Origin of the sequence: Paenibacillus sp. FSL H8-0332, assembly GCF_037963835.1 — a bacterium.
GTDB classification, from domain to species: domain Bacteria; phylum Bacillota; class Bacilli; order Paenibacillales; family Paenibacillaceae; genus Paenibacillus_AQ; species Paenibacillus_AQ rhizoplanae.
This window is the reverse complement of sequence record NZ_CP150145.1, coordinates 1,825,768-1,847,434: the sequence shown is the minus strand read 5'-3', so window position 1 is coordinate 1,847,434 and position 21,667 is coordinate 1,825,768. Positions and strand designations below refer to the sequence as shown.

Here is a 21,667-nt window from a genome sequence, read left to right as displayed (position 1 = left end):
CGCTGTTTAAGCGGAAAATGATAGGTCCATCCTAAAAAAGTCGCTCATACCGGTAAAATGGAGGTACCACCCAACCATTCCCCAAGGAGCGATGGGTTAGCCCCTTTTAGCTTCGATGATGACTCAGGTACTTTGCGGAGGAGCCAAAATATATCTAGAGTAAAGGGCTGGATTAACCAGCCCCTCCTCATCAAACCGTACGTGAGGTTTTCCCTCATACGGCTTTCCGATGTTTGTCATTCATGAGCATGCAGATCACAATAGCGTTTTTAGTCCATTCATGTTGGCTATATACTTGACTTCAGATAGTGAACTCATCCATCTTCTGCGCTGTCTCTTCTTCGCGTACCACCGGGTTAATCGCTGCAGAATATACCAGTCTAGCTTAGCTAATCTCTTTTGGCTGTAGTTCGTGTAGTAATAATTTCTCCATCCTTGTATCTTCGGATTGAGCCATTTCACGTGTTCCGCAAACGATTTAGATCGCATGCCGGGCGGTGCTAATCTATCTTTGACCACGCCTCGAATACGTTCCTCTGCCTTCTTCGTTAGCCACTGCTGGGTGGTATAGTACACCTTCCCTTGAGAGGTTTCTGCTTTCGTTTTTCGGTGGTGCATTCCTAAGAAGTCGAATCCTTCCTCTCCTGTCCACAGGCCTACAATGCGAGTTTTGACCGGGTGTAAGGTTAACTCTAGACGTTCCATAATCCTGCTTATGAGCTCATAAGCATGTTCGGCGTCCTTTTTGGTTTTACAGACCACCACCAGGTCGTCTGCATACCTTGTCAGTTCTCCCAACCCCCTTCCGTATTTCTCCCATAGTCGGTCAAAGTAATTCAGATAGATATTCGCCAGTAGCGGTGAAATCACCCCACCTTGCGGTGTGCCTAAATCGGAACGCCTTACGTTTCCTTCTTCCATCACACCCGCTTGAAGCCACTTCCGTATTAATTTCAGGATTCGCCTGTCATTGATACGCATTTGTACCAATTTCATAAGTTTCTCCTGGTTAATGTTGTCGAAGTAGCCTTGGATATCGACGTCGACTACCCAATTCCCTTTGCGGTTGCAGGCTTTCCGGATTCGATCCAGCGCTCCTTTCGCACTTCGCTTCGGGCGAAATCCGAAGGATACTTCTTCGAAGTCTGCTTCAAAGATCGGTTCAATCACGAGTTTCGTTGCCATCTGTATGACTCGGTCGCGCACCGTCGGGATACCCAGCGGTCTTTGTTTCCCGTCTTTCTTTGGGATATAGTGCCGCCGTACGGGCTCTGGATCGTAGCTACCTGCTTTCAATTCTCGCTCACAGTCCTTCAGGAACCGTATTTCTCCTTGTGCTTCAATATCTGCGAGCGTCACGGCATCTACTCCAGCCGCTCCCTTGTTTGCCTTAACTCGTCTCCAGGCTTCACTCAGCACATCCCAGCGATAGACTTTGTCGTACAGCGCATGGAATTTACGCTTGTTGTTCTCCTTGGCCGCATGACCTAGCTTTTCTTGGAGTTCTTGAACTTTTTCTTTGGGTGTCGTTAGCCGGTTGGCATTCACTCACTCGTACCTCCTCCAAAAGCGTAAACAAAGCAGGGCTCCTTCCCTCCCTAAGGTTATGTTGTCCTTAGGTTCTTCGGTACTACGAGCCCCTCGGACTCCCTTCCCACAGACGGTTCATTTCGTCTTTTGGACTTATAGAGCGCCTATTTACGGGTTTCTAAAAAAAAAAAAACCCCCGTGTGGGGGAGGGTCTCCCCAGTTCACTGCATTATCTTTCAACCCATGCCGATCCCTATACCCCGGAGGATTCTTCACTGTTGTTCCAAGTTCTGTACAGCTTCCTTGGCCTTCGTCCATGAAAGCGGGACTCGGCTTCCTCTCTTCCCCTTCGCAGGGCCTTTTTGACGACGCGGCAGGATTCACTTGATGTTACGGCCTGGGTTGTTGCTCGCCCAGTCTCTGACCGGTACTTTTGTCGATGCGCTTTTACACACAGATTTCGCCATGCGCAAGCATCCTAGCTACAAGAGTGGCTTGGCCCCTCTCTTGGTTGGACTTGCACCAACTAGATAATGCGTGCCTCTGGGCACGCCTTTCAAAAAAGCCGGCTATTCGCCGGCTCTTATATTTTTCACCGTCCGCTGCTCCAGTGAGAAATGCTTGTATATTCTATCCCCGCCATCGCCAGTAGGGGCCTGCGCCAACAACCCGACCTTGACCGTGTCTCCCACCGGTAGGTTAAAGAAACGCATCATGTCAAACCGTACGCCGTCGGTCGAATAATGAAAAGCAAAAGCATTCCCGGATCTGGCGGCCTGCAGCCATACCTCATTGCCTTCAATATTGCAGCCATTCGCATCATCCGAGGTCTGGTTCGTAACTACGCTGACCACAGCATGGGTATCGAAATCCGTCAGCTCAAAGCAGGCCTTCGCCCAGACCGACAGATCCTGCATTATCATAATGGACGAAGAATCGTACGTATCCCGGAAGTCATGACTCACCTTCACCCGCAGTACGAAATCCCCGGATACTTCAGTATAGAAGAACGGCGCATTGGTCAGGCTCTCAGGCGTCAGCCCTTCTTCCGCAACCGCCCCGTTATTGCAGAAAAAATCACTGTTAGCAGTAGCTTCTAATATAATACTGTCATCCTCAAACCTGATGTTCCCCTCATTCATCCACTGGTATGTTTCGAGATCAGTCTTGGTCATTTGGTAGTCCTCCTATTTTTGGGAAATTCAAAATATACTACTATTATATTTCAATCCTTAGCTAAATCCCAGTTAATACTATTTATTCGTTTTTTTGATTCATTAAATACATAGCTTAACCTTCACTTTTTGAACAAGTCTGCTCAAATCCTCAATATCTTCCTTCTCTAACTCATTGGCGAATTTATCAATATTAAAATCCTTAATAATATTTTTCACTTCATCGAGGATTCGTTGTGAGACTACACCTTTATCAATTTGTAAATCTGCTAAGCAAACATAAAATATAATTTTCTCAACTTCCCCCTCCTCTATAGCATTGGATAACTCGTACAAGCATCTCCCTCCTGCTTGGAGAGTATTTAGTCCATCACTTATTGAAGTATTAAAAACTTCACGTATGTATTCACTAAATTCTTTATAACTCCAAACTTTCATATATTCCCCCTCTTATCCCCATTCATCAACTTTTGATTATATTTTTCAATATCCTGCAAAACCTTCTCAGCATCCTCGGCTGCTAATTCTTGCTTTAAGGTTGTGGAGGAAATATCAATAATACTATTTAATTCAAATTGTATATCTTCTCTAAGATAATTTTTTTCAAGAGAAAGAAGAGCAACTGTCAAATAAACAACTAGTTTCTCAACGTTACTCCTTACGATTCCACGATGATATTCAACAAGCAATTTTTCTGTGACTTGCGATAATGATAAGCCTTCCTCCAAAAATTCTTCAAAATCTTCCGCAATAAACTGTTCAAGTTCTTTATAATTCCAGAGCACTTTACTTCACCTCTACTTTGTTAACATCTCTTATGAAGGAATTATAATCAACAGGTAATTCTTTAAGTGAAATTAACACATTATTAATTCTTGTAGTCAAATCAGCCAGATCTTCACTTGATATCAGTCCTGATAACTCATTGGGATTATATTTGATTAATAATTCCTCAATAGAATTTAAATTGCCGATAAAAACTATTTGGTGCGACAAAATTATTTCACCCATCGCCGTAGAAACTATAATATCCTCTAATATGCCTTCTTTTCGAACTGTCTCGAAATCATAGGATGTTCTGGCAAGGGCAAGTTGATCAGTTAAATTTTGTTCAAGATAATTATTGTAATTTCTATTCACTGCTTCAAATAACTCTTCATATTCCCAATCGTTCATAAAGTGCTACTCCTTTTTATACCTTCTGCAATTCTTTTCACAATCTCCTTATCCCAATCATCAAGATCAGCCATCAATTCCTCATATTTTCTTGTTGATTCCAGAGTATCCAAAGCAAACAGTGCAGCTATACTATAATGTCCTATAGTGTCAATTCCAAAAAGTTTATTTACATTTGGGTCTCTGAATTTGCTGATACAAGTAAGCTTAGAGATAATCTCTTCATTGCACAGCTTTCTGCTGATAATCTGACTTATTGCACTGACTAAAACCTGATTATGTTGAATATCTAAACAATTGACAATTTCTTGATCGTTTAATTTACCTTCTCTTATTTCTTTAGATAAAACTAAAGGCTTCACTTTACATCACCTCTAACTCGCGCCAATAATTTAGAGGATAAGCCGACGGACCAACCAGCATTTCACCTTGTCGGATATAAAAACTTCCCCCTCGTTCCAGCAATTTTATCATCGGCTCGTACAAATCCCTATATTCGTTCGCTTCATCAACACCCTCATCTACTAATGAACAAATTTCTAAATGGTAATAACATATTGCTTTTATGTACAAATTATTAATGTCTTCGAGAACTGGATAAGCTTTTATGATATCGATATGGATGCTTTTCTGAAGAACACTAGCAATGCGAATTAATGGGTAGTTATCAGTACTAATAGATAATGTATCTAGTACTACATTAATCCTTCTGAAATATTCACTAATTAATGCGTGATGCGATTCACAAAATTCATTTCCTGCCTTTTCAAAATCGATTAAGGATATACGGTTTACAGCATCATTGAGTAGTTCCCCCATCCAAGGTCACCTCTTCATATAACAATTTAATTCAGGATATATAATATCCATATTTTTCCTCAAATAATATCCAGAATATTCATTTTGCAATCTATACCGTTCATTTCTGTTTCAATTAGATTAAACTCAGATGTCATAATCCCAAAGGTACTATGCAATTTTTTATGCGCGCATATTCTTCGATAAATCTCTATTTTCTGTAGATCGTTAATTTTTTCTGCATCACCAGATTTTTTATTAACTGTTTTTATAATGGTTGTCCACCAGATCTCATCCCGAAAATCAGCTACACTAATAAAGACTTTACATGAAGAGTCTTCATAGCTTACTTGATTTATCCCGTCAGAAGCAATGGTGAAGTAATCGCGATAATCTTTAATCAAAATAATCCCTACCTTATATCAATATGATCAACATTCAGATTTCCCCTAAGTTTAGGCAGCTCTGTAGACCAAAAAATTCTACGAGGTTTCTATACATCAGGGACATTTTTCGTAAAAGCCGTTACTGCTCCGCTTGCACCATCTGTATACCTGCTCGATAATATGCTCCATAACTCCTTTACTTGAGATTCAGTCATACCTAATACTACATATCTGTAGTTCCCATTTGGAGGTTTTAAAATAATTCCAATTCATCCATCTTCCACCTCAAACTCATTCAAACCCTTCTATCTCAATAGGCTCTATGGTTATAAAATTGTCACACCATCCATTTAAGGGGATATGCACCCCATTTACTATATCTAAACTATTTATTTTAAGCACGAACATCCCTCCTCTTTCGAGTATTCTAATTAATGGATCATATATTCTTAAATACTCATATTTATCTGGATTTTTATCAGCATACCTAGCAAGATGTAAATAATACTGAACAATATTTTTCACATATGTATTCTCCCCTAAAAAATCCAACACTTCCAAGCTACAAAACTCCGAAATATCTATTTCGTCTTTGTCGCCTAATAGTTTTGCTATATTTGCAGCCAAAGGTTTTATCGGCCTAATCCCCTCCTCTTTAAAAAAACAAGCTAATCTCCGCAAAAATTCACAAGCCAAATCAGCTTCTACTTCTGGTGAATTGCTACCAGCCAAATCCCAGTTCATACTATTGATTCGTTCTTTTGCATCCATTAAATACATAGCTTAACCTCACTGTGAATAATCGGGATTTTTCGGAAAGATGGGGGTTCAACGAGCACTTTTAGCCACCTTATATTATTCAATATCCTGCAAAACCTTCTTAACATCCTTGTCTGCTAATTCTTGCTTTAAGGTTGTGGAGGAAATATCAATAATACTATTTAATTCACTTTGTATATCTACTCTAAGATAATTTTTTTCAAGAGAAAGAAGAGCAACTGTCAAATAAACAACTAGTTTTTCAACGTTACTCCTTACGATTCCACGATGATATTCAACAAGCAATTTTTCTGTTACTTGCGATAATGATAAGCCTTCCTCCAAAAACCCTTCAAAATCTTCAACAATAAACTGTTCAAGTTCCGTAAAATTACATAGTATTGGGGAGCACTCCCTCAATAATTTTTAAAGGTTTCGATCGTAGATACGCAATGGAGCTTTCTCTTATTGTTTTGATAAAATTAAAGGCTTCACTTAACTTCACCTCTAATCTAAAGGAACAAAATAAAAAGCAAGCCCTATATGATATTGTATATCCATAGTCGACCTGCTTTCCATAAAGGACTATCGAAATTGATTTTCAAAAAGTCACACTACAATACTATTCAAATAGTGAATTTTCTGCTAAGAGAACTTGCTATTTTAATTTCCACCATTATCATGGTCAATTCTATCTAAAGCTTCATCACTTATGTCTTGTGGAGGAATATCTCTCGTTATTGCTCCAGAGTTACGCGCCCATGCATGATTTCCACATACTAACTCATTATGATGATAACTAATTCTTCCCCCTCTCTCAAACAACTTAATAATTGGGTCATAAAGATCATGAAATTGTAGAGCGATAGGTACTTCGTTGTCCATTGCATATGACCATTCAAGGTAAAAATCGCAAAGATATTCTGTAGTCCAATCTAAGTTAACACTTATAAATCTACTATTTTCCTCTTTTATAGTCTCAGGCATGCTAAAATCAATGATCTCGGAAGCATTAAATATAGCACGTCTATTATTATCTTTGGAATTAAAATCCAAAAATATATTTCCTCTTCTTATAAATTCTGTCACTAAGATCACATGTGAAGGTTTATCTATGGAAACAAGATTCCAGTCAATATTTAATATTCTTTTTTTCGCTTGTTCAAAATTAGTTTTCAATTTTCCCACCTCAAAATCTTACTCTCGAGCATATCTTTAACTCTCAATCTTTGAATTATAATCAACGGGCAATTCTTTAAGGGAAATTAATACATTATTAATTCTTGTAGTCAAATCAGCAAGATTTTCACATGATATCAGTCCTGATAACTCATTGGGATTATATTTGATTAATAATTCCTCAATAGAATTTAAATTGCCGATAAAAACTTTTTGGTGCGACAAAATCATCTCACCCATCGCTGTAGAAACTATAATATTCTCTAATATCCCTTCCTTCCGAACGGTCTCAAAATCATATGATGTCCTTGCAAGGGCAAGTTGATCACTTAAATTCTTTTCAAGATAATTATTGTAATTTCTATTCATTGCTTCAAATAACTCTTCATATTCCCAATCATCCATAAAGTGCTACTCCTTCTTGCATCCCCAGATTATTAAGATAGTTATTCCGATCTTAGATAAGCTAAAACGAAAAAATATTTCTATAACGAACCTTAAATTCCACACTTTATTCCTTCCGCAATTCTTTTCACAATCTCCTTATCCCAGTCATCAAGAGAGACGAATATTGCAAAGACAGCAAGAATAGGTGGATTAGCTTTAAATCACAAATAAATTTTCGCAAGAAAATCTTGGAGGATTTTTTTTACGGGTACGTTAGCAGTGAGTAATAAATCGTTTACCCGTTTAAATAACTCTTGGTTATCCAATATCTTTTTTTTTACTATCTTGATCTGTGTAACTCCGCAGTGTATCAATGCATATCTCGAATAATTCCTCATCTTTTATACCGAGCAATGACATTAGAATATTAAGTTCATATACATTGCATTCATTATCCAAACAGTATGCTAATTTCCTCTGCCAATCTATTGGTTTACTAAGCACTTGATTAGACAATTCATCCCAATCCCTTGGATCAAAATCCGAGAGTATCTCGCTTGCAATGACACAGCCATCATCGTACCAAGAATCTACTGTTGTATCAGCAGATAAAAGGTTATCTAGTTCTTTGTACATTTTGATGCCTCCAATTTATTTATAGATTAAAAACCTGACGGGCGTGATGCGTTTATCTTGCGTGTTGGGTAACCGCTGGTAAGATTATCACCAACTTTGATTACATCAATTTCCACGCCATCTATAGTAGCCCTATGCCAAGTTGCTCCATCTCTTAATCTTGTAGATATAGCAGGAGTGTTACCAACATTCGTTAAGCTCATGATAATTTGTTCATCACTCCAAAAATCTGGAAACAAGGTACTCTTTTTAAGCTTGGAAAGATTTCCGTCAGGAAATTTCTTTGTAAAAACTACATTCTTGGTACCATCAGCATTAGTGGATAAAACTTCAACTGCGAAATTATCGTTAGCATTGTTAATGCTTGGCGAATGTCCTCCTATTAAATCATTTTTCGGAATCTTTCTTTGTCCTTCTAAAATCTTTTCTTTCATTCATGACTAATTAATGTTTTTAAAATCACACGACTACCACTGTCGGTAGCCCCTCTGACCCCAGGATTGAAATCATCCAGTACAGTCTTCATTCCACTTCTAATCTCTACCTCATCCAACGCTTTTATCTTACCAAAAGGACTTCCAGTTATTCCACTGTCAGGCTCTATTTGTCTGTTCTTTAGCATTCCGGTCTTCACATTAACGGTCCCCATCCCGAGGACTTCATTAATCCGGTCTGCACTAGCTACTCCACGCAAGGTAGACTCGAACTCGCTGGATAGATCACTGAGTACGAATTGCTGCTCGATTTGCATACCATAGAATTGGGCGGAGAGCACTTGCTCCAGTTGCGTCTTAGGCTGCGGTTTCTCTCCTGTGATTAGTTCAATGAACGGGTCCACCAGATATTTATCTATAAAATCCTTTTTGGCCGGCTGTCTCTCCCAATCTGCCAAATCTGGCTTGCCCTGTTCTGCTAGGACCTCTTGCCTTACCGAAGCCTTGTTCACGATGTCCCGCCAAACCTCCGCGCTTGGATTCATGAATAGAAGGTCGATACCTCCTGCATGAATAGCCTGCAACTGGCCTTTCGCCCACCCGCCTTTATCTCCAGGCTCCATGGCCATCCGCAGCAGCAGCAGATAGGATTCATTCTTCGGCAGCAGCACATTCCTTGTTAGGATGGAAGGATCATAGTCACATGCCTGAAGTACCGGTTGTTTGAAGTACATACTCAGGTCTTTCCCCACTTCATAGTACACTTTTTCCACACCCAGCGAAGCCAGCTTCTGGCGCGCTTCCTCCGCCTGCAGATGAACTGTGTCCATCTGTAAGCTTGTTCCCAAAGCTCTCGTAGACTTTATAAGCCATTTGTGCCTGCGCAATCTGATCGCGCGCTGTGAAGATATCCTTTAGCTTGCTCTCAGCAGCAATAGCTCCGAGGCTTCCCGGCCCTGAGTCTTGGATGGTCAGCCGCAGCTGCTTCACGACAGGATCGCTATCCAGCTCATCACGCCCCGGCAGGATATACAGGGCAATGGGCAGGTTATACTCTCCATACCAATGCTGAACACTACGAACAGCCGTGATTGGATCTACGACTGTCGGGATGTCTGTTGGACCCACCATGATACGGGATTTGTAGGGCAGGACTTCCAGGTTATAGCCTGCTCCAATGTTGGTTTTGCGCTTCAGATTTTGCGAATAGAATTTGATCCAAGGCTTCTTCTCCCGCTCCTCCTGAGTGATTATATAGTTATACTCATAGCTGGCTGAAGTGGATAGCTCACCATCCGCAATATTCCGCAAACCATCTGCCAGGCAGTAAGTACGGCTATAGCTAAGCTTGTCCTTGGAAGAGCCAACCCCAATCATCTTATTCTTCGACCCAGAAATGTCATAGTACAGATCTACAGGGGCCGCAGCACCTCCGGTCTTCGGGATGAAGTAGAAACTGGGTTCAATCCACCCCGGAATCTACCATACGTTATTATGAGAAGAATGGATTGCTGCAAACAACAAATGCCCATCAGCAGGATCAGGCAATACGTGGACTGGATGGCGGAAGGGGACCACACGATTACTCTGCGGCTCGCCATGTTTCAAGAACACAAACAGGCTGTACTGGTACAAATCGCGCTCATGACAGAAGCCTTGCAGGGCATTGATAAGAAAATAGAACGGTATACGAATTGAGTTTGCGACTCCAGCTCTCCGGGACCAGCGTTGAAGTCATCGAGGTGGCCCCGCCGGCCGTAAACACAGATCTCGGCGGATCAGGACTGCATATCCATGGCGAGCCGTTAGATGCATTCACGGACGGTATCTTCCAGGGACTCACTGAAGGACTCTTGGAGATCGGATACGGCACCTCTGTGGACCGTCTGCGCATGTCACGGGACCAGATCGACCAATATGCAGCCCAGATGTATGAGGCCACGAAGAGCTATATTGAATAAAAGATTTGAATCAAAACGCACTAAAGAGACCGTCTTAGGGTAGACCGTCTCTTTGGGCGTGAGCATAATATGATAGAACTCCGCTTACATCAGCTTCTTAATCTTCTCTACCGGTAACTCCACCGCTTTGGAGACCTCTTCCGGAGTGAATCCGTGAAGCAGTAACTTGCGGATAATCTCCGCCTGGCCTTTTTCTACTCCTTGTTCGATTCCTTGTTCTATGCCTTTCTCAATTCCCTGTTCTATGCCTTCAGCTATACCTTCTTCATATCCCCAACGCTTCCAGGCTGGCATGAGTTCCATAATCGCTTCACCCTCCTCCGGGTATTGTATCATCAATTCTTTTATAATCTCTTCATCCTGGACCCGGTCCGGCTGGAAATATAAATCCGCCACTGACATCACAAGTGCCAGCCGTCCTTGATCAAGCCGTGTCTTCAGCTTCATAAACATGCGCAGGAACTCCCGGCGCACATCTCTTGCTTCTCTTGTAGTATACCCCATCTTGGCTAGTAACGCAGCAGCTACTGCATTGTCTGAATCAATAAATCTTCGCCAGTTCTGTTTACGCAATTCTACCTTGAGAAACTGAAAGCGCAGGGAAAAACAACTCAATAAATTCCTGAAAAAACGTCTCCAGCAGCTTCTTAAAAGCCTCATCATGTGGTAAAGGTATTTTAGTCGCCTCCTGTTATATACTGCTTGTTTCTTGTGATTATATTCCATTGAAATGGAATATAATATAATAAAAAGCACATGTGTTCTCATTTTTGATCGTAGAAAACTGCCTTACCCTCCGCTTTTCCTTGCTAAAAAAAAGAGCAGCCCCGATTAAATGGGGCTGCCCTTGTCTGCTCAGAAGCTTTAGCTTTGTCTACTTATCCTACTCCTCACCCGCTTCAACAAGCTTATCCATGAGCCGGACGATCATCACTACGGCTTCAGCCCGGGAAGCAGAATCCTTCGGTTTAAAGGCGCCGTTGCCTTTCCCTGTGACAATCCCTGCATTAGCGAAAGCATTAATTGGCTCTGCCGCCCAGCTTGCCGGGAGGTCGGAGAATCGTGCCGGTGTGCCGGGAACATAGTTCGTAAGACGCGCCAGCATAGTCACAGCTTCCGCACGGGTGATCTCCTGCTTAGGGTGGAATGAACCATCGGCGTAGCCCTGAATCACACCATGCTCTTGAAGCGCCGTAAGTGCCATAGAAGCCCAATGCCCCTGCGTATCAGAGAATCCGGTCCCCTGCGCACCCGTGAGGCCAAAAGCTTTTGTGAGCATTACTGCAAACTCAGCGCGTGTTACTTTGGCTCCAGGATGGAATGAACCATCCGCGTAACCCGTTATCATCCCCATCCGGGTTGCACGATCAATGAATGATGCACTCCACAGAACGGCAGGTACATCCTGGAACTTGACAACTGCAGCCGTCCGGCCTTTTGCAACGATAGATTTAAGCGCATCTAAGTCCAAGGTGTCTTTCAGGACAGGCCTGGTTACCGTTGGCTTTGCGGGACCGGCAGTTATAGCTGGTGTTGGTGCCGGTGTCGTCGTTGCTGTTGGTGACGGTGTTGCTGTCGGTGTTACCGCCGGCTTTGGTGCTGGCGTTACTGCCGGTGTTCCTCCCGATTGTGGCGTTGGTGTCGGCGTCGGCGTTGCCACCGGTACCGTTCCGCCCTCAACCACGATGGGAATCGCAATGGTTAAGCCGCCGAAGGAAGCAGTAATCGTTACCCCGTCCCCCGCTGCAATACCCGTAATGATCCCCTTGTCCGATACCGAGGCGACCGCAGGATCTGAAGTCGTCCAATGGACCTGATCTGTAACCACTGTACTTACTCCATTGTCATATACCGCAGTAATCACGGAAGCTGCTTGCTTGTTCACCTGTAAGATGTGTGTGCCAGGCTCGGCGGTCAGCTTCAGCAGCTTAGGCACCGTACCTTCTGTCTGAACCGTTACCGATAGCTTCACCGGCGGCAGGTTACCGTAATTCGCCTGGATGGTCGCCTCGCCCACTTCAACGGCATGAATGATGCCCTCTGCGTCTACTGTAGCTGCCTGCTCATTAGAAGATGTCCATACCGCTTGATTCGTGACATCGGCAGTGGAGTTATCGCTATAGGTAGCTGTAAGCACCGTTGCGTGCTTATCGCCGACATTCAGCTTCAATTCAGCCGGGGCTACGGCCACGGAGGTCACTGTCCGCTCATCCTTTTTCACAATCGTATAGTTGTCAATTAATTCTGCGCTTTGCGTAGTGCGGGCTTGGATTACGATCTTATCATGGCTCACCTGAATGGCAGAATAGACCGGAACATCCTCATCAAACATGAAATCCAGATACTCGTATTTGCTTCCATCGTAGAACTTCCAGCCAGACGCCCCGCCGTCCAGATAGACCGTTCCTTGCTCTCCGTTCAGCAGTGGCTTGCCTTTGCTCATCGGATAGGTCCGCGCATATACATGGTCATGGCCTTCCAGCACCAGATCGACCTTCAATTCTTCGAGAATAGGGGCAAAATAAGTCTGGGTGTACTCAATCAGATTGCCGCGTCCATCTTCGGTATGATAAGCAGGTTTGTGGAACATCACAATCTTCCATTTTTTATTACTCGTTAAAAGATCCTCCCGCAGCCACTCCGCTTGCTTGCCCATCGTGACTTCGTCTGCTTCAGAGTTCAGCACCACGAAATGCACATCCCCTGAATCGAACGAATAGGCATACTCCTTCTGGAGCTCCGGCCCATTATTGGGAAGCCCCAAGCCTTTGGCGAAAATGTACTTTCCTCCCCCTTTTACATCATGATTCCCCATGGCATACGCTGAAGGAACAGAGGAGGTATAGATCGACGAGGCTTGCCAGAACTGGTTCCATTCATTCAAAACCGCCCCGTCATCGACCATATCACCGCCATGCATAACGAACTGGGTATCGGGATAATTAGTGAACGCATTCTTGATCAATTGTTGATAGGTCTCCTGCCCATTGTCCCCTTTGGTATGCGAATCGGTTACAAATACAAAGGAAACAGGCTTGTCCGGCGCAGCCTCCACCGTCTTGTAATTGGACCAATTGCTCCAATGGCCTTCGTAGCCAACTCTGTAATGATAGCCCGTACCCGGCTCAAGACCCGTGACTAATGCGTTATGGAACTTGATTTCGCCCATAGGTCCCCCTGCAACCTCAGGAATGACCTCCACCTCGGAGAGCGCACGCTGCACAGTTGCTTTTGCCGGAGCATTCGTCAAGTCACTGTCCACCCAATCACTATCTTTTATGTACTGGATGTAAGCTTCTTGAACACTTGGCGCGCTCTGCCACCCTACGCTCATTATCGTCATCATATCTTCGGTCACAAAGGTCTGCACATATCGCGGATCTGCCCCGCCAAACGGAGCTACAACATTCATACTGATACTCTCGCTGGTACCGCCATCCTTGACAGCCTGCACGCTCCAAGTGCCAATGGCAAGGTTCGTCAGGGGCGTATGGATCTCTCCCTTGGCATCCGTCAAGCCCATTCCTGTGGTAAGATCACTCTGCTCCACATCTGTGGATGAGATGTACCCCGCCTTGCTGCCATCCGGCAAATATACCTTGATGAACCCGGAGGCACTGCCTGCTGTGGCGAACATCCGCGCGTTTTTCTCAACATTAAGGAGCACTGCGGACGATGGATCGGCTTTGGCATATACTTTAGACCCATCGGCGGTTACACTCACATAAGTCTGAGGACCGCTGGTATCGGTAAAATCAATCCCGGCTCCTTCCACCGGCGCTCCTGCACGAGAGGTAACCGTGATGATACTCTGGGTGTGCAGCGCTGATCCCTTGATGCTAATCTTGTAAGGAAACCCGATCTTATAAGGAAGAGGGGAGGCTAAGGAACTAACTGGCGTCCCGCTTTCATAACCGAAACTGCCCTCCACCATGGCCATCTGCTTTGCCGTCTCGCCGCGTTCCATTTTCGCAGACCGGTTCACCTCAAAATCAATACTTGCCAGCGCATCCGCCTGATCCCCTTGCAGTCCCTCCGCACTGACTTCAACATAGCCGCCTGTATTATCGAGGTGGGTCTGCACCTGGCTCAAGCCGGAGCGTGCAGTAATCACATTTGCCTGTAGTGTCTCTGGATCGAACTTGATTCTGGCATGGAAGCTCTTGGCTTCGCCAACGTCCGTCGCCTTCAGCTTCAGCCGGTAGGTCTCATTACTGACAGCCTCCTCCGGGGCTTCCAAGGTAAATCTGGCCCCATGCTCAATCTGAAAAGCATATTCTGCCGCTGCCGGATTGCCGGCCCTATCCTTCACTTCTGCCAGCACTTGATGGTAACCTCCGGCCAGAGGATGCTCCGGGTGATAGGTAATCTGCTGAAGATTCAGATCATAGGTATAAGTTGACGGTGCCGCAGCCTGACCATCCACTGTTAACCGGATGGAATCCGGATCAATGCCCGACTTGGCATCCTCCGCTGACAGAATAAGGTCAGAGACAGGAGCGCTCAAGGTTTGATTAGGAGCCGGTGCCGCCGGAGTTAGCACAGGCACATCCATATCTTCATTAACCGGCTCATCATAGATCAGCCTGACGTCATCAATCCAAATGGAGCCTTTATTCTTTTTGCTCATTTGTCTTTCTTTCATCTGGAAGAAGAAGGCCAGAGTACCCGGCATGGTCAGATCCGACCCTATATCAGCCTCCACATACTTCCAGCCGCTCCAGTCGATCCCGGTCTCTTCACTCCTGATTTCATACGTTTTGGATTTGCCGGTGGAAGAAACGTAGAACTTGGAGGTGAGACCATGACCTTCCTGATTGGCGTATACCCACATCCCGATTCTTTTAGGGGTTCGGTTAGTCAATGGTAGCTGAGTCGCCGGACCCACGGCAACCTGAGAGGGGTTATCGGTTATGCCAATGAAGTCATAATCAATCCGCAGGGACTTCGCTCCACTATGTACGTATTTCGGATTCGTCTCCAGCGCCAGACTGCCGCTATGAATGCGGGCACTGTCAAAGGTTAGGTCCGCTAAGCTCACCTGTTCAAAATCCTCTACCTTCACAACCCCGCTGGTCTCCGCCGCCTCCCCAAAAGCAGTCGGTAACGGAGATAGAGCAGGTGTAAGGGTGGGAAGCAGAACCGTCATAGCCAAGATCCCGCTCAATACTTTCTTTACAAATGGATGATTACTCACGAACCTTCACGCTCCTTGTTGTCTGTTCTAGTAGACAGCATAACGGCGTAATATGTTCGTAGAATCATCGCAATGTAAGCATATTAAATTTTATTGTACTAGACAGCTATTCCCTTCAGGTCCGGTGAGATCCATAGCTCAGCCCCGGTTGCACGTTGAACCTCTTCCACCGTCAGACCCGGTGCGATTTCCATCAGTATCAGACCTTGGCCCGGGATCACCTCGATGACCGCCATTTCAGTGACAATCGTGTTTACGACATGAACCGCTGTCAGGGGCAGCTTGCAGGCTTTCATTATCTTCGGCTGCCCATCCTTGTTCACATGATCCATGGCGATAATGACCCGCTTGGCCCCGACTACCAGATCCATAGCTCCGCCCATGCCCGGCACCTTTTTCCCCGGAATCATCCAGCTTGCCAGATTACCCTGCTCATCGACTTCAAGCGCACCCAGCACGGTAATATCCACATGCCCTCCACGGATAATTGAGAAGGAGAGCGCGCTGTCAAAATAGCAGGCTCCGGCCATCGTAGTCACATAGCTTCCGCCCGAATCGATGCAATCGATGCTCTCCTCTGACTTCGCCGCTTTGGGGCCGACACCGAGTATCCCGTTCTCTGCCTGTAGCATAATCTGGACATGCTCGGGAATATAGTCTACCGCCAGGGTCGGCATACCAATCCCCAGATTCACTACATCGCCATCCTTGAATTCCTTGGCGATTCTTCTCACAATAAATTCCCGGTTATTCATGTATATCCCCTACCTTTACAATAGCATCGATCAAAATCCCCGGGACGTTGACATGATTGGGATCAATCTCCCCGAGCTTCACATAAGTATCTACCTCAGCTACTACATAATCCGCCGCCATCGCCATGACGAAATTGAAGTTTCGGGAAGAGCCGTCGATCACCAGATTCCCCGCCTCGTCTGCCTTATGGGCCCGGATCAGCGCCACATTTGCATGGAGAGGCAATTCAAGCAGATACTCTTTCCCGTCAATATCGAGCTTCCTTTTACCTTCCTCTACAATCGTCCCTACTCCTACAGGGGTTAACACACCACCCAGCCCCGCTCCACCAGCCCGGATTTTCTCAGCTAACGTGCCCTGCGGATAGAGATTCACCTCAGCTTCCTTGGTCATCAGCAGCCTTCCCGTTTCCGGGTTGGAGCCGATGTAGGAGGCATAGATCCGCTTGACCCGGCCGCTTTTGACCAGCTTGTAGATAGATAATTCCGGGGTGCCCGTATCATTGGAAATAAGCGTGAGCTGACCGGCTGACTGCGTCTCGACAAGCGCACGCACCAGCCCTTCGGGGTGGCCTCCAGCCAGAAAACCGCCGACCATCACGGTGTCTCCAGCCTTCACCCTCTTCACGGCATCTTCGGCGGAGATTAATTTGTTTATCATAGATTTCAGGCTCCTAATATATTATTGGATAAAAGAGGACTACTGGATATAGTCATGAATGACTTGTCCATAGGGCAGTGTTAAATCAGCAATGAAATGCTTTCCCCCGAGGTACGCCTTCACCGGCAAATCGGCCACAGGAGCATTCACATGGGGGATCAGGCTTAAGCGGGCCGGCCCGGTCCAAGCGCCTTTTACATGAACATCTTCAAGAGTGTAGGCAACCAGCTGCGCAATCTTAGGTGTTCCATCCACATCGGGAATGAGCTTTAGATTCACTTGGGTTTTGGCGATAGCTCTAGCTGTATCCTCTGTATCCAGCAGGTTATGCTTGTAAGGCATGGTTCCCGCGGCCACGAGGACATCGTTATAATGCAACGTACCGGTTAGCGTCTCCGTGCCTGCAATGCTCAGGCGGGGAGAGGCCCACTTTTTGGGGAACCCCCAGATCTCCCGTCCTCCCAGAATGGCAGGCGCATTATCCAGATACATCTGGGCGACAAAATTGCAGGGCTCCCCCTGAAAGGTACAAGGAATCACAATCCCGCTCTCCTCATAACTTCCCAGACCCGACGAATCGGGCATCCTGATCCATTCATAAGACACGGTATTGCTTCCATCCGGCTGTAAGGGTTCCGGGACCGCCTGTCTGATCACAGCAGGGTCAGATTCATAAGTGATGACCATAAATTCACGGTCAATGAAGCGGTAGGGCGGACGCCCGTAACCCGGACTGGCCGCAGGCATGGATTGCAGCACAAGAACCTCTTTTGCATTCATAATGATCTCAAACTCCCTTTCTGTCAGAGTTGTGTTAATAGCGTGCGTTCTCAACCAGCATGGCAATGCCCATCCCCGTTCCGATGCACAAGCTGGCGATGCCGTAATGCTTAGAGCTTCGGACCATTTCATGGACCAGCGTAACAAGTACCCTGGCTCCGCTTGCCCCGACAGGATGTCCAATCGCAATCGCGCCCCCGTTGACATTCACCTTCTCCGGGTTAATCTCAAGCTCGTGCAATACCGCTATGGCCTGTGCCGCGAAGGCTTCATTAATCTCGAACAAATCGATGGCCTCAAGAGGGATGCCCTGGTCCTTAAGCAGGGAATTAATGGCTCTTACCGGGCCCATTCCCATGTAGGCAGGGTCTACACCAACCAGTGAATACCCCTTAATATAGGCTAAAGGCTCTACCTCATGCTCCTTGCATTTGTCCTCCGACATCACCAGTACAGCCGCTGCTCCATCATTGATCCCCGAGGCATTTCCGGCAGTAACTGATCCGTTTTCCTTAAAAGCAGGCTTTAGATGAGCCAGCTTTTCTTTGCTGACCTCTCCTCTTACATGCTCGTCCTCCGCGAACCATACACTTTCCTTTCGGGTGGTGGTCATCACGGGCACAATTTGCTCTGCAAACACCTGCTTCCGTTTAGCTTCGGCGGCCTTGATCTGGCTGTCATAAGCAAATTCATCCTGCTCCAGTCGTGAAATATGATATTTCTCGGCAATGTTCTCGGCAGTAATACCCATATGATATTTATTGATCGGACAGGTCAGGCCATCAGAGACCACAGTATCTATCAGCTCGCTGTTCCCAAGCTTGTAGCCGTTTCTTGCATTTCTCAGCACATATGGGGCGTTCGACATACTCTCCATCCCTCCGGCCATGAGGATACTCCCTTGTTCAGCCCGAATAGAATTGTAAGCTAAAGCGACGGCATGAAGCCCTGAACCGCAAACGGTGTTGATCGTTGTTGCAGGGACTTCAATGGGGATACCGGCTTGCAGCGCCGCCTGTCTGGCAGGATTCTGACCCTCACCCGCCTGTAGGACATTGCCCAGATAGATCTGCTCCACTAGCGCAGGCTCTACATGGCTTTGCTGAAGACAGGCCGTCATCACATTCGCTCCTAATTCTGTAGCACTTAGTGTCGAAAGTCCGTTGTTAAATGAACCAACTGCAGTCCGTAATGGACTAACCAATGCAACTCTGTTCACAAAATCTCACATTCCTTTCTGATGGTATTGGACTTACGTGCGGGTATGATCACGATGTATGAGAGAGTATGCGTTACGGCTTAGATCGGCTTAATCAGCTTGATTAGCTTGATCGGCTCAGCCGTCTTGATCGCCTTCCTCCATCTGAATATTTGGTATTTATTTACATATTTAGTGTAAGCCTAAACTCCCTTTAACTCAACATTGGTATTATTACATAATTTTACATATGAATACCTATAGGTCCTTGTACACTCGCCGAGCGAAGTCATGCTATCATTTCCTTTGATATTCTGGTTATTAATGGTTATTTCAGAAAAACGCATGAAAACATACCAAAAGAGTTCATATTTAAAACGCCTCCGACCCTTACTTGGGTCTGGAGGCGTTTTTTTGCAGCTCTCTTAGCATATTATTCCGTTATTTGGAGGAGCCCTGCTTACATCAGCTTCTTAATCTCGTCTACCGGTAACTCTACGGCTTTGGACACATCTTCCGGAGTAAATCCATGAAGCAGTAACTTACGGATAATCTCGGCTTGGCCCTTTTCTATTCCTTGTTCGATTCCTTCAGCTATACCTTCTTCGTATCCCCAACGCTTCCAGGCTGGCATGAGTTCCATAATCGCTTCACCCTCCTCCGGGTATTGTATCATCAATTCTTTTATAATCTCTTCATCCTGGACCCGGTCCGGCTGGAAATATAAATCCGCCACTGACATCACAAGTGCCAGCCGTCCTTGATCGAGCCGTGTCTTCAGCTTCATGAACATACGCAGGAACTCCCGGCGCACATCTCTTGCTTCTCTTGTAGTATACCCCATCTTGGCTAGTAACGCAGCAGCTACTGCATTGTCTGAATCAATAAATCTTCGCCAGTTCTGTTTACGCAATTCTACCTTGAGAAACTGAAAGCGCAGGATCTGATGCTCAGGGATAACCATCTCCAAGGTGTCCTGCTCTTCTCTGATCTCATCTGAAGTGAAGATCGCAATCGGAATAATCAGCTTATGCTCTTTACGGTAGCGCTCAAATAGACGGCTGAAGTAAATAAACATCCGTTCGTGAAACTTTGTGTCCCGATACGACTGCGGCTCCAGATGAATCAAAATATAACCGTCCAGTCCTTTGTACCGGATTTCCAGCAGGAGATCCAGCTCCCGCGCTTCCTCGCCAACAATATCCACGAGCAATTCCTGCATCAGAAACCGGGTTTCACTGTAGTCCAGCATAGAATCCAGCTCAGGAAAAAACAACTCAATAAATTCCTGAAAGAACGTCTCCAGCAGCTTCTTAAAAGCTTCATCATGCGGTAAGGTTATTTTAGTCGCCTCCTGTTATATCCTGCTTGTTTCTTGTGAGCATATCCCATTTTAATGGAATTCAATATAACAAAAGGCACACATGTTCGCATTCAATGCAAGAAGAGCCGCAGATGTTGCTCCTGCGGCTCTTCTTTTCAAACTATCTATTCAATTTGTGTATACATCATCCTCAGAACACCCGCTTCTTATCCTTCTCCTCAATCAAGATCTGCACCGACTCCTTGAACCGGATCGCATGAATGATCTCCCGCTCGCGCAGGAACTTAAGGCTGTCTTGCAGATCCACATCGTCGGTCATGTCAATCAGCCACTGGTATGTAGCCCGGGCCTTCTCTTCGGCGGCGATATCCTCATACAGGTCAGCGATCGGATCGCCTTTGGCCGCAATGTAGGCAGCTGTGAACGGAACACCGGCAGAGTTGTTGTAGAACAGCGCATGATCCCGCTGCGCATAGTTCGGGCCTAAGCCTGCGGCTTCCAGCTCCTGTACAGAAGCGTCCTTAGTCAGCTTGTAGATCATGGTGGCAATCATTTCTAAGTGTGCGAATTCCTCAGTGGAAATATCCGTTAGTACACCAATGACCTTATCGGGTATAGCATACCGCTGGTTCATATAGCGCAGCGCCGCAGCCAGCTCGCCATCCGCACCGCCGTATTGCTCCATCAGATAGCGGGCCATCCGCACATCACATTTGCCGACACGCACCGGGTATTGCAGCTTTTTCTCATAGATCCACATTCGTGAACTTCCCCCTCCTTAAGGCTTATTTCATTGCCGGCTTCATGCCTTAGACTTGCCAAGGCCAGGGACTCTCGCTCCATTGCCATGGAGCCTTGGAATAGGCGCGGCCGAAATTCTGCAGAGGTCCGTACAGCTCCTGGAACTGGTTCGCCAACTTGGTGCGCTCATACGTCAGCTGATTGAACTGCTCGATTGCCTTGACATCCTGCGGATGAGTGTCCAGGAACAGATTCAGCTCTACCAGTGCAAAATCAAGCACCTGCAGCTGCTCCAGCATCTCGTAATAGCGGGGCTCGCAAGGATTAGCTTCCATAGCCTACCTCCCTCCTTTGAACTTGGATTCATAAGGGCTGTATAGCGATGGCCATAACGTTCCATGCTTGAGCGCTTCCGGCAGAGAGAACTGCGGGAGATTCGGGGGCTGAAACGTGACGAATTGGTTCGGCGGCACAACATACGTCTTGAACGGCACCGGCGGACAAGGATCAAACGGTCCCCTGTACGGTGTCCATACGCGGTCCTGGGAGTTCAATGATCATTCCTCCTCTTAAGGTTTTGACGGCATTGC

Annotated in this window: 27 protein-coding genes and 1 pseudogene; 2 read left to right on the top strand and 26 right to left on the bottom strand. The window is 45.8% G+C overall.

The window, feature by feature from the left end; all coding sequences use genetic code 11:
• Positions 1–255: 255 nt before the first annotated feature.
• The 16 genes from ltrA to NST43_RS07870 form a co-directional block, all read right to left on the bottom strand.
• Positions 256–1,548 carry a group II intron reverse transcriptase/maturase gene (ltrA, locus tag NST43_RS07945; protein ID WP_339221615.1) on the bottom strand — a complete coding sequence of 431 codons (1,293 nt, stop codon included), beginning with the start codon at positions 1,546–1,548 and terminating at the stop codon, positions 256–258.
• A 551-nt stretch (positions 1,549–2,099) separates the two neighbouring features.
• Positions 2,100–2,705 (bottom strand): DUF1349 domain-containing protein, encoded by a 606-nt coding sequence (locus tag NST43_RS07940; RefSeq protein ID WP_209993474.1) that lies wholly within the window; start codon positions 2,703–2,705, stop codon positions 2,100–2,102.
• 102 nt (positions 2,706–2,807) lie between these two features.
• The gene (locus NST43_RS07935) at positions 2,808–3,143 is read right to left on the bottom strand and encodes an Imm3 family immunity protein (protein WP_339223591.1); all 336 of its coding nucleotides are present in this window, start codon (positions 3,141–3,143) and stop codon (positions 2,808–2,810) included.
• Positions 3,140–3,490, bottom strand: a complete 351-nt coding sequence (locus NST43_RS07930) for a hypothetical protein (RefSeq protein ID WP_209993475.1) — start codon at positions 3,488–3,490, stop codon at positions 3,140–3,142. Before NST43_RS07930 ends, NST43_RS07935 begins: the two co-directional genes overlap by 4 nt.
• Before the next feature lies 1 nt (position 3,491).
• The gene (locus NST43_RS07925; protein ID WP_339223588.1) at positions 3,492–3,881 is read right to left on the bottom strand and encodes an Imm3 family immunity protein; all 390 of its coding nucleotides are present in this window, start codon (positions 3,879–3,881) and stop codon (positions 3,492–3,494) included.
• On the bottom strand, positions 3,878–4,243 hold the full coding sequence (locus tag NST43_RS07920; protein WP_209991244.1) for a hypothetical protein: 366 nt from the start codon (positions 4,241–4,243) through the stop codon (positions 3,878–3,880). Before NST43_RS07920 ends, NST43_RS07925 begins: the two co-directional genes overlap by 4 nt.
• Position 4,244: 1 nt before the next feature.
• Positions 4,245–4,700 (bottom strand): hypothetical protein, encoded by a 456-nt coding sequence (locus NST43_RS07915; protein ID WP_339223586.1) that lies wholly within the window; start codon positions 4,698–4,700, stop codon positions 4,245–4,247.
• A gap of 59 nt (positions 4,701–4,759) precedes the next feature.
• Complete coding sequence (locus NST43_RS07910) at positions 4,760–5,083, bottom strand: hypothetical protein (RefSeq protein ID WP_209991247.1); 324 nt, start codon at positions 5,081–5,083, stop codon at positions 4,760–4,762.
• Positions 5,084–5,356: 273 nt separating this feature from the next.
• Complete coding sequence (locus NST43_RS07905; RefSeq protein ID WP_339223584.1) at positions 5,357–5,845, bottom strand: hypothetical protein; 489 nt, start codon at positions 5,843–5,845, stop codon at positions 5,357–5,359.
• Positions 5,846–5,920: 75 nt separating this feature from the next.
• Positions 5,921–6,169, bottom strand: a complete 249-nt coding sequence (locus NST43_RS07900; protein WP_209991251.1) for a hypothetical protein — start codon at positions 6,167–6,169, stop codon at positions 5,921–5,923.
• 318 nt (positions 6,170–6,487) lie between these two features.
• Positions 6,488–7,003 carry a hypothetical protein gene (locus NST43_RS07895; protein ID WP_209991253.1) on the bottom strand — a complete coding sequence of 172 codons (516 nt, stop codon included), beginning with the start codon at positions 7,001–7,003 and terminating at the stop codon, positions 6,488–6,490.
• Between the two features lie 36 nt (positions 7,004–7,039).
• Positions 7,040–7,408, bottom strand: coding sequence for an Imm3 family immunity protein (locus tag NST43_RS07890; RefSeq protein WP_209991255.1), 369 nt, complete (start codon positions 7,406–7,408; stop codon positions 7,040–7,042).
• Between the two features lie 300 nt (positions 7,409–7,708).
• Positions 7,709–8,026 carry a hypothetical protein gene (locus NST43_RS07885; protein ID WP_339223581.1) on the bottom strand — a complete coding sequence of 106 codons (318 nt, stop codon included), beginning with the start codon at positions 8,024–8,026 and terminating at the stop codon, positions 7,709–7,711.
• 26 nt (positions 8,027–8,052) lie between these two features.
• On the bottom strand, positions 8,053–8,460 hold the full coding sequence (locus NST43_RS07880) for an EndoU domain-containing protein (RefSeq protein ID WP_339223579.1): 408 nt from the start codon (positions 8,458–8,460) through the stop codon (positions 8,053–8,055).
• Complete coding sequence (locus NST43_RS07875) at positions 8,457–9,290, bottom strand: hypothetical protein (RefSeq protein ID WP_339223578.1); 834 nt, start codon at positions 9,288–9,290, stop codon at positions 8,457–8,459. The genes NST43_RS07880 and NST43_RS07875 overlap by 4 nt, the downstream gene beginning before the upstream one ends.
• Positions 9,214–9,837, bottom strand: a complete 624-nt coding sequence (locus NST43_RS07870; RefSeq protein ID WP_209991258.1) for a hypothetical protein — start codon at positions 9,835–9,837, stop codon at positions 9,214–9,216. Before NST43_RS07870 ends, NST43_RS07875 begins: the two co-directional genes overlap by 77 nt.
• A 147-nt stretch (positions 9,838–9,984) precedes the next feature.
• Between NST43_RS07870 and NST43_RS07865 the strand changes: the two genes are divergently transcribed.
• Both NST43_RS07865 and NST43_RS07860 read left to right on the top strand, forming a co-directional pair.
• The gene (locus NST43_RS07865) at positions 9,985–10,158 is read left to right on the top strand and encodes a hypothetical protein (protein ID WP_339223575.1); all 174 of its coding nucleotides are present in this window, start codon (positions 9,985–9,987) and stop codon (positions 10,156–10,158) included.
• A pseudogene (locus tag NST43_RS07860) lies at positions 10,149–10,421 on the top strand (short-chain dehydrogenase); the annotation flags it as partial. The gene NST43_RS07865 and the pseudogene NST43_RS07860, both read left to right, overlap by 10 nt.
• A gap of 84 nt (positions 10,422–10,505) precedes the next feature.
• Here the strand turns inward: NST43_RS07860 and NST43_RS07855 are convergent.
• From NST43_RS07855 to NST43_RS07810, 10 genes are all read right to left on the bottom strand, one after another.
• Positions 10,506–10,925: a hypothetical protein gene (locus NST43_RS07855; RefSeq protein ID WP_339223573.1), complete on the bottom strand. Its 420-nt coding sequence runs from the start codon at positions 10,923–10,925 to the stop codon at positions 10,506–10,508.
• 379 nt (positions 10,926–11,304) lie between these two features.
• Positions 11,305–15,618 (bottom strand): S-layer homology domain-containing protein, encoded by a 4,314-nt coding sequence (locus NST43_RS07850; RefSeq protein ID WP_339223571.1) that lies wholly within the window; start codon positions 15,616–15,618, stop codon positions 11,305–11,307.
• A gap of 98 nt (positions 15,619–15,716) precedes the next feature.
• Positions 15,717–16,373, bottom strand: coding sequence for a 3-oxoacid CoA-transferase subunit B (locus NST43_RS07845; RefSeq protein ID WP_339223569.1), 657 nt, complete (start codon positions 16,371–16,373; stop codon positions 15,717–15,719).
• A complete protein-coding gene (locus NST43_RS07840; protein WP_339223567.1) occupies positions 16,366–17,034 on the bottom strand; it encodes a CoA transferase subunit A in 669 nt (222 codons plus the stop codon). The genes NST43_RS07845 and NST43_RS07840 overlap by 8 nt, the downstream gene beginning before the upstream one ends.
• Before the next feature lie 39 nt (positions 17,035–17,073).
• Positions 17,074–17,814: an acetoacetate decarboxylase gene (locus NST43_RS07835; RefSeq protein ID WP_339223566.1), complete on the bottom strand. Its 741-nt coding sequence runs from the start codon at positions 17,812–17,814 to the stop codon at positions 17,074–17,076.
• 34 nt (positions 17,815–17,848) lie between these two features.
• Positions 17,849–19,033 (bottom strand): acetyl-CoA C-acetyltransferase, encoded by a 1,185-nt coding sequence (locus NST43_RS07830; protein WP_339223564.1) that lies wholly within the window; start codon positions 19,031–19,033, stop codon positions 17,849–17,851.
• A 439-nt stretch (positions 19,034–19,472) separates the two neighbouring features.
• Positions 19,473–20,354 (bottom strand): Rpn family recombination-promoting nuclease/putative transposase, encoded by an 882-nt coding sequence (locus tag NST43_RS07825; protein ID WP_339225367.1) that lies wholly within the window; start codon positions 20,352–20,354, stop codon positions 19,473–19,475.
• A 172-nt stretch (positions 20,355–20,526) separates the two neighbouring features.
• Positions 20,527–21,096 carry a manganese catalase family protein gene (locus NST43_RS07820; RefSeq protein WP_036692823.1) on the bottom strand — a complete coding sequence of 190 codons (570 nt, stop codon included), beginning with the start codon at positions 21,094–21,096 and terminating at the stop codon, positions 20,527–20,529.
• 49 nt (positions 21,097–21,145) lie between these two features.
• Positions 21,146–21,412, bottom strand: coding sequence for a spore coat protein CotJB (locus NST43_RS07815; protein WP_209991274.1), 267 nt, complete (start codon positions 21,410–21,412; stop codon positions 21,146–21,148).
• A gap of 3 nt (positions 21,413–21,415) precedes the next feature.
• Positions 21,416–21,631, bottom strand: coding sequence for a spore coat associated protein CotJA (locus NST43_RS07810; RefSeq protein WP_209991276.1), 216 nt, complete (start codon positions 21,629–21,631; stop codon positions 21,416–21,418).
• Positions 21,632–21,667: the final 36 nt, after the last annotated feature.

Coding starts and splice junctions, on each gene's coding strand:
- NST43_RS07915 (WP_339223586.1), bottom strand. CDS start 4,700: ATGGGGGAACTACTCAATGATGCTGTAAACCGTATATCCTTAATCGAT.
- NST43_RS07870 (WP_209991258.1), bottom strand. CDS start 9,837: ATGATTGGGGTTGGCTCTTCCAAGGACAAGCTTAGCTATAGCCGTACT.
- NST43_RS07885 (WP_339223581.1), bottom strand. CDS start 8,026: ATGTACAAAGAACTAGATAACCTTTTATCTGCTGATACAACAGTAGAT.
- NST43_RS07940 (WP_209993474.1), bottom strand. CDS start 2,705: ATGACCAAGACTGATCTCGAAACATACCAGTGGATGAATGAGGGGAAC.
- NST43_RS07820 (WP_036692823.1), bottom strand. CDS start 21,096: ATGTGGATCTATGAGAAAAAGCTGCAATACCCGGTGCGTGTCGGCAAA.
- NST43_RS07855 (WP_339223573.1), bottom strand. CDS start 10,925: ATGGGGTATACTACAAGAGAAGCAAGAGATGTGCGCCGGGAGTTCCTG.
- NST43_RS07935 (WP_339223591.1), bottom strand. CDS start 3,143: ATGAAAGTTTGGAGTTATAAAGAATTTAGTGAATACATACGTGAAGTT.
- NST43_RS07865 (WP_339223575.1), top strand. CDS start 9,985: ATGCCCATCAGCAGGATCAGGCAATACGTGGACTGGATGGCGGAAGGG.
- NST43_RS07905 (WP_339223584.1), bottom strand. CDS start 5,845: ATGTATTTAATGGATGCAAAAGAACGAATCAATAGTATGAACTGGGAT.
- NST43_RS07815 (WP_209991274.1), bottom strand. CDS start 21,412: ATGGAAGCTAATCCTTGCGAGCCCCGCTATTACGAGATGCTGGAGCAG.
- NST43_RS07890 (WP_209991255.1), bottom strand. CDS start 7,408: ATGGATGATTGGGAATATGAAGAGTTATTTGAAGCAATGAATAGAAAT.
- NST43_RS07840 (WP_339223567.1), bottom strand. CDS start 17,034: ATGATAAACAAATTAATCTCCGCCGAAGATGCCGTGAAGAGGGTGAAG.
- NST43_RS07880 (WP_339223579.1), bottom strand. CDS start 8,460: ATGAAAGAAAAGATTTTAGAAGGACAAAGAAAGATTCCGAAAAATGAT.
- NST43_RS07875 (WP_339223578.1), bottom strand. CDS start 9,290: ATGGACACAGTTCATCTGCAGGCGGAGGAAGCGCGCCAGAAGCTGGCT.
- NST43_RS07925 (WP_339223588.1), bottom strand. CDS start 3,881: ATGAACGATTGGGAATATGAAGAGTTATTTGAAGCAGTGAATAGAAAT.
- NST43_RS07835 (WP_339223566.1), bottom strand. CDS start 17,814: ATGAATGCAAAAGAGGTTCTTGTGCTGCAATCCATGCCTGCGGCCAGT.
- NST43_RS07845 (WP_339223569.1), bottom strand. CDS start 16,373: ATGAATAACCGGGAATTTATTGTGAGAAGAATCGCCAAGGAATTCAAG.